The following is a 3,537-nucleotide window of genomic DNA, read 5'->3' as shown; positions in this document are numbered from 1 at the left end:
AATTGAGCAAATTTCATATTTGCTCATCGGCTAAATATCTAGTTTTGATTTTAAGCAAAAAGGAAGATCACCCCAAATGTTGAATTAAATAAATAGTAACAATCCACAACAAAAGGAGTGACCTACTTAATGTATATTCAACAAGAATGCTTATTTTCCTTTGAAGAAATTTTAAATTTTCAACCAAAATCAAAATTAGAAATGATTTTATCTGAGTTATGTTTTAATAATTTAATTTCAGAGCTCAGAAAATCACACACTACGTGTGGCCCGAAAGGGTATCCGATTGAAACCTTAATTAATGCATTCATAGCAATGCAAGTAGAACGAATACCCACTTTAACAGATTTATCAGAAAAATTAAGAACTAATCCAATTCTGAGATATTGTTGTGGCTTTAAGGTATTAGGTAAAACACCATCAACAGCAACGCTTAGCAGATTTTTAACTAAACTATCAACTACTACTTTGTTTGAGCAAGAATTCCACAACCTTGTTAAAAAAGCAATAGATATAGGAATTATTGAAGGTTCAGAAGTAGCAATAGATTCAACTAAAATTGATGCTTATGAAAAATCCAAACCTAAAAAACACCTAAAAAATGATGGTAAATCAGCTGACTGGGGCTGTAAAAATGATACTGATGGTAATAAAATCAAATGGTTTGGTTATAAGTTGCACATTTTATGTGATTGTAAGAGTGAATTACCATTAAGCATATTACTATCTCCAGCAAGCTACTATGATGGTGAATTAGCTAGGCCTTTAATAAAAAAATACTTAACTCAGTACTCAGGTGTTCTAAATACTAAATATTATTCAATGGATTCTGGATATGACCAAGAAAAAAATTATACCTACATCATTAATCAAGTTAAAGCTATCCCAATAATTGCTTACAATAAGCGAGGAGCATATGCTCCGCCGGAAGGCTTTAATGAAAACTTTCAACCCATTTGTTCTATGGGATATCCACTTACTTACTGGGGCAAAGATGGAAATCATCTTAAATATAGGTGTCCACATGCAACTGGCAAAATAAATTGCCCTGAAGGAACATGTTGGTGTAGTAGTTCTAACTATGGATATTGTAAGAAAATAAATATCAACAATAATCCACGACTTATTTCATATCCACCACGACATTCTGAAAATTTTATACATCTTTATAATAAGAGAACTTCTGTTGAAAGATGTAATTCAAGGCTTAAAGAATTATTAAATGTCGATAATCTGCGTTCAGCAGGAATACTTAAGGCTAAAGTATTTGCTTTATTAAATTGTATTGCATTAGTTTCTGGTACTATATCTGTAAATCGTATTAAAAATAATAATTTATCTGTGGTATAAAACCAAATAGCAAAAAAAGGTAATTTAAGTTACCTAGCTTTGCTATTGACTTTTTTTAAAAATTTAAAAAAGTTATCCACAGATTTGGATATTCCTATTATGAAATATCCTCAATTAACAATTTACAATATTCATTTAATAAAATGATAATATATTTACATACATTATTTATTAGTATATTGTATAATGTATATATTGATTTAATTATGAAAAATTAGAAAAGAGGAACATTAATGAATCATATCCAATATACATATATAAATTACACAGATGCAATTTTTAATGAAGCTGCAAAACTTAGATATGAAATTTTATTCAAACCTTACGGTAAGATAAAAGAATATAAATATGATGAATTTGATAAAAGTAGTTTTCATCTTGCAGGAATATGTAATAACAAGATAATTTCATATTCACGTTTAACTCCTGAAATACAGGATAATTCTGTTGGAAAAATATCGAATGTAGTTGTAGAACCTAAATATAACAATATGGGAATAGGTCTTGAAATGATGAAAAAGCACATTCAATATGCTAAAGAAAATAAGTTCAATTGCTTATATCTCCATGCACGTGTAGATACAATTAATTTTTATAGAAAAGCTGGATTTAAACCTGAAGGCAATGTATTTATCTCCGATAGAAGTGGGCTTTCTCTTCAAAAGATGGTGTTTAATATTTTATAAAAACAACTTATTATTGCTAAAATATGAGTGTTTAGATTTGGTTATCTAAATTACTCTATTTGTTTGTTATAAATCATTAAATTATTATATAATACTTTTGAAGTATGATTAATAATAAATACTAATTAAAGGATATTTTTATTATAAATGTGTATAATATTTATTACAATTGAAGGGAGGGGTATACTGCACTTATGAATAGAATAAATATATTAAATGAAGATACAGCAAATAAAATTGCTGCTGGAGAAGTCGTTGAAAGACCGTCTTCAGTCGTAAAAGAACTTGTAGAAAATTCAATAGATGCTAATTCAAAAAATATTACAATAGAAATAGAAGAAGGTGGAACATCTTTAATAAGAGTAATAGATGATGGAGATGGAATATATAAAGATGATATAGAAAAAGCTTTTCTTCCTCATGCAACAAGCAAAATAAAAGATTCTGAAGATATATATAACATAAATACTCTGGGATTTAGAGGAGAAGCTCTTCCATCTATAGCCTCTGTATCAAAAATAAATCTAAAATCTAAAATGTCAAATTGTGAATATGGATATGAAATAGATATTGAAGGTGGAAAATTTGGAGATGTTCATGAATGTGGAACTAATAATGGAACAATAATTGAAGTGAAGGATCTTTTTTTTAATGTTCCAGCAAGAAAAAAATTTTTAAAATCGCTTTCAAAAGAGGGATCTATGATAAACGATATAGTGACAAGGATAGCACTTGCTAACCCACAGATAAGTTTTAAATTATACAATAATCATAAAAAAATCATCCACACTTTTGGAAACAATGATATTAAAGATAATTTAAGAATTATATACGGCAAAACAATATGTGAAAATATAATTTATTTTGAAGACAGCAGTGACCTTGTAACAATACATGGATATGTAGGCAGAGAAGAAATTGCAAGAGGTTCTAGAAATAATCAGAGTATATTTGTAAATAAAAGATACATAAAAAATAGAAGTCTTGCTGTAGCTGTAGAACAAGCTTTTAAATCATTTTCTACAGTAAATAAGTTTCCATTCTTTGTTTTATTTATAGAGATTTATCCTGAATATGTGGATGTTAATATTCATCCTACAAAAGCTGAAATTAAATTTGATGATGAAAGAATGATATTTAAGAAAATATTTGGTGCTGTACATAATGCCTTAAAAAATGATGTTTTTGAATCATTTGAAATAAAAGAAGAGGAAGAACATAAAACAGAAAAAATACAGCCATCTTTTGAAGAAATAACTTTTAAAATAAAGCAAGAAGAAGAAAAAGTCAGAATGGCCAACAATGCAGCTAAAAACATATTAGATAATGGCCATATATTAAAAGTTGATAATTCTTCAGATAATACTGATTCAAATATTTCTATTCCATTAGATTTAAAAAATCCTGCTAATCTTTCTAAAAGTACTTCTGACCATATTTTTAGTCAATCAAATACTATTGAAGAAAATTGCTTTGAAAATAACTTTGGAATGTCTTATAC

Annotated in this window: 3 protein-coding genes; all 3 read left to right on the top strand. The window is 27.5% G+C overall.

The features are described from left to right. Positions 1 to 129: 129 nt before the first annotated feature. Positions 130 to 1,350 carry a transposase gene (locus Q0F58_RS18175; protein WP_367118219.1) on the top strand — a complete coding sequence of 407 codons (1,221 nt, stop codon included), beginning with the start codon at positions 130 to 132 and terminating at the stop codon, positions 1,348 to 1,350. Between the two features lie 233 nt (positions 1,351 to 1,583). After that, positions 1,584 to 2,036 carry a GNAT family N-acetyltransferase gene (locus tag Q0F58_RS18170; RefSeq protein WP_294379279.1) on the top strand — a complete coding sequence of 151 codons (453 nt, stop codon included), beginning with the start codon at positions 1,584 to 1,586 and terminating at the stop codon, positions 2,034 to 2,036. 194 nt (positions 2,037 to 2,230) lie between these two features. Continuing rightward, the coding region (mutL, locus tag Q0F58_RS18165; protein ID WP_294379277.1) for a DNA mismatch repair endonuclease MutL at positions 2,231 to 3,537 on the top strand (1,307 nt) is incomplete at its 3' end.

Source organism: uncultured Clostridium sp., from assembly GCF_934754915.1.
GTDB lineage: Bacteria > Bacillota > Clostridia > Clostridiales > Clostridiaceae > Clostridium.
This window is presented reverse-complemented; position numbering and strand designations above follow the sequence as displayed.